Here is a 3,627-nt window from a genome sequence, read left to right on the forward strand (position 1 = left end):
TTCGAGCTGGATGTCGAATTTCAGGTCGTAATCGCTGTTGAGCCTGAGTTTTTCCAGGTCCGCGTATTTTTGCAGGATGTCGATATCTTCCTGGATGGCGATGGTCTTGTCGGATGTCTGGTAGAGTGTGATGCGGAGTAGTTTCGAAAGCTTTGACATGGCTTCTTCGGCGCGTTTCGGGTCTATCGAGATGAGTGCCGAGATGTTGTTCAGGGTGTTGAATAGGAAATGCGGGCTGAGCTGGTTCTTGAGAAAATCCAGTTCGTATTGCAGGGCCATGCTTTTTTGTTCGCGTTGCAAAAAGCTTCGCAAAGTATGCCTTAGGACAACGTTATATAGAACGCTGATGATGCAGACGAATCCCACAAGGATAGAAAACAGGACGACGGTCAGGAAGGTAAAGTGGCCGCCCTTCATATTCGAAAAGCAGAACGAGGTAAAGAAGTAGGTTATGCCTTCGTCGGGACTCCGTTCCAGGAGGAAGAACGCGACTTCGCGGACAAACAGGGCTCCGATGACGAGCAGGGAGTTGTGTATAAAGAACGGGATGTAGTTTTTTTTGAAAATGCAGCTGGGAACCAGGAATTTCTGGTTGATGAAGAAAATGAGTGTTGTGGTAATCAGGGGAACGTAGAATCCGACGACGCCCCTCGCGTTGATCTTGGGCGAAGTGATGTTGGAGGGGTCGAGGTAGGTGGCGAGCGGGAACAGGAGAATGAAAAGCCAGATCAGGAGAAGCGGCACGAAGGGGGGGATGGGGTAGTTGAAGGACTTCTTTTCTTCGCGGAGGAGGTCGTTGATGATCTTCTCGCTACGCCGGAAACTTGCTTCCTGCATGCCTTCGAACGTCCCGCGCTTGGTCTCGATGAAGTTTGTAACGGCTTTTGCGGTTCTTTTTATGGTCATACGTCCAAAATTAAGTCAAAAAATGCGTTTTGGAAGGGTGTATGTGACATTTTCATGACGAAAATGCGGAAAAAAGCGACAAAAAACCAATTTAACTTTTGCGAACGGCTTTCCCGATAATGACACAGTAAAGGGAAATCGGAGGTAAATTTGTATACGTAAAGCAAATGACAACACGCAACAGCAGAGGTTTATCATGATTACGAATACACGCAATAGGGAAGAAAGGGATAGCTACTTTCAGTACCTGAACGAGATTTCGAAATATCCCCTGCTGACCAGGGCGCAGGAAACGCTGCTGCTCAAGAAGATCCGCCAGGGGAGCCGCGAGGCGATGGATATGCTGGTTAAATCCAACCTGCGCTTCGTGGTGAATATTGCGAATCTCTATAAGGGACAGGGCATCGAAGTGGGCGAACTCATCAGCGAAGGGAACCTCGGCCTTATGGAAGCCGCGCGCCGTTTCGACCCGGACCAGAAAATCAAGTTTATCAGTTACGCCGTGTGGTGGGTCCGCCAGAACATCACCCGCGCAATCGCCGAGAAGGGCCGCATGGTCCGCATCAGCGCCGAAAAGGAACTTGTGCTCCGCCGTTTCAACAAGAAGGGTGGCAAGCTCCGTCAGGTCGTGGGCGGCAGCTACGTGCTTGACCCGGAAAGCCTCGCCGGAGTGTCCAAGTACAAGGGCGATGCCATCGAGAAGATTCTCATGATGGGTTCCAAGACCACCTCTCTCGACACTCCCGTCGGAGAAGATGGCGATGTTACCCTCGGCGAGACGCTTGCTTCCGTGGATGCCGGCACCGACGCCCTTGCCGAACGCAAGAACTGCGGCGACATCTACGAAAGGGTGATGCGCGAGAACCTCACCAAGCAGGAACGCGACATCCTCAAGCTCTACTACGGTTTTTCTGTGGATTCCGACTTGAACCTCAAGGAAATCGCCCCGATGGTCGGGCTTTCCAAGGAAAGGGTTCGCCAGCTCAAGGAATCCGCACTGGCCAAGCTCAAGACTGAACAAATTCATCGGATCTTGAACGAAGCCGCTTGATTTTTCTACTCTCTCTCCTTTTTTTTCAAAAACCGGTCCTTTTGGGCCGGTTTTTCCCGTTTTTGGCATGTTTCTTTAGCCTAGAAATTGTATTTTTCAGTCATGAATTTCAATTTTTCCCGAATCCCATTTGTGCTTGCCCTTTCGGCAATGACGTTCTCCTTTGCCGCGGGCGATACGAAGACGCCTCCCGGCGACTTTTACGATGAAGTATCCCGCCTCAACAAGGTGCTTTCCGAGGTGAACCGCAAGTACGTGGAGGACGTGAACCCCACGGAACTGACCGATGCCGCCCTGAACGGCATCCGCGACATCCTCGACCCGCATACGACGGTGTTTACCCCGAAGGACTACGAGGGCCTCAAGGTCTCGATGGAAGGCAAGTTCGGCGGCGTGGGCATCACCATCAGCCTGCGCGACAACATCTTGACTGTGATTTCCCCTCTTTCCGGGACTCCGGCATTCAGGCTCGGTATCCGCGCCGGCGACCGCATCCGAAAGATTGACGGCAAGGACACCAAGGGCCTCTCGCTCGACGACGCCGTGAGCAAGCTCCGTGGCAAGATCGGGACCGACGTGACGGTTTCCATCGAACGCGAAGGTGTCGCCGACTTGATGGAATTTACGATTACCCGTGCCGAAATCGTGGTGCATGCCGTTCCCTATTATGGAATGGTTTCGAAGGATATCGGCTACATCAAGCTCGCGACCTTCAGCGACAAGACGACGAGCGACGTGGAAAACGCCATCCGCGGCCTCAGGAAGCAGGGCATGAAGAAGCTCGTGCTCGACATGCGCTACAATCCGGGTGGCCTTTTGAACCAGGCTATCGAGATTAGCGAACTATTCCTCAAGCAGGGCAACGTGATTGTCTCTACGCTCGGCCGCACGCAGCGGACCGAGAGCCGCGCCCGCCGCGACGGCATGCTTGCCCCCGATGTCCCGATGGTGGTGCTTGTGAACCAGGGCTCCGCGAGCGCTGCAGAAATCGTCTCCGGTGCGCTCCAGGACTGGGACCGCGCGCTTGTCATCGGCAAGACCTCGTTCGGCAAGGGCTCGGTGCAGACGATTTTCCCGCTCGACAACCAGGGGAACGCGCTTAAGCTTACGACGGCATTCTACTACCTGCCCTTCGGCCGCTGCATCAACAAGCCTGAAAACGGCATCAAGGGGCTCAAGCTCATGGAAGAGGAATCCGAGGACGATGGCGACAAGGCCGCTGCGGATTCCGCAAAGAAGGACACCGTCGCACGCGATACGTTCTACACGAACAACGGACGCATGATGTTCGGCGGTGGCGGCATCACTCCCGACGTGGATATCGAACTCTCTCCGATGCCGTGGGTGGTGCAGGTGCAGGAACGCATGGCCATGTACTTCAAGTTTGCCGTGAAGGTGCGCCCGCAGCTTGACAAGGCCGGAGTTAAGGTCGATGCCGACTGGGTGGTGCCGGATTCCCTCTATGCACAGTTCAAGGAATTCTGCATGAAGGATACGACTTTCATGAAGGTAAAGAGCAATGCCCTCGTGGGCGTGGACCAGCTCGAGAAGAGCATCGTGCGCGAACAGAACTACATGGGCGACAGCGCGAAGACGGTTTCCGATACGACTCTCGCCGCGCGTCTTTCGGATATGCGCAAGGCCCTCGAGGCAAAGCGAGATGCCCAGTT

At 54.1% G+C, this 3,627-nt stretch carries 3 protein-coding genes; 2 read left to right on the forward strand and 1 reads right to left on the reverse strand.

Features of this window, described 5'->3' with window-relative positions:
• On the reverse strand, positions 1–906 hold a 906-nt coding region (locus B4A77_RS03155; RefSeq protein WP_290738235.1), incomplete at its 3' end, for a sensor histidine kinase.
• Between the two features lie 196 nt (positions 907–1,102).
• Between B4A77_RS03155 and B4A77_RS03160 the strand changes: the two genes are divergently transcribed.
• Positions 1,103–1,957 (forward strand): sigma-70 family RNA polymerase sigma factor, encoded by an 855-nt coding sequence (locus tag B4A77_RS03160; RefSeq protein ID WP_173365682.1) that lies wholly within the window; start codon positions 1,103–1,105, stop codon positions 1,955–1,957.
• A 102-nt stretch (positions 1,958–2,059) separates the two neighbouring features.
• Positions 2,060–3,627 (forward strand): S41 family peptidase (locus tag B4A77_RS03165; RefSeq protein WP_290738238.1); only part of this gene is annotated, 1,568 nt, incomplete at its 3' end.

This window comes from Fibrobacter sp. UBA3718, assembly GCF_002371935.1.
Taxonomy (GTDB): Bacteria; Fibrobacterota; Fibrobacteria; order Fibrobacterales; family Fibrobacteraceae; genus Fibrobacter.

Excerpts from the sequence above, each read along its gene's own strand:
- B4A77_RS03160 (WP_173365682.1), top strand. The coding sequence starts at position 1,103 with ATGATTACGAATACACGCAATAGGGAAGAAAGGGATAGCTACTTTCAG.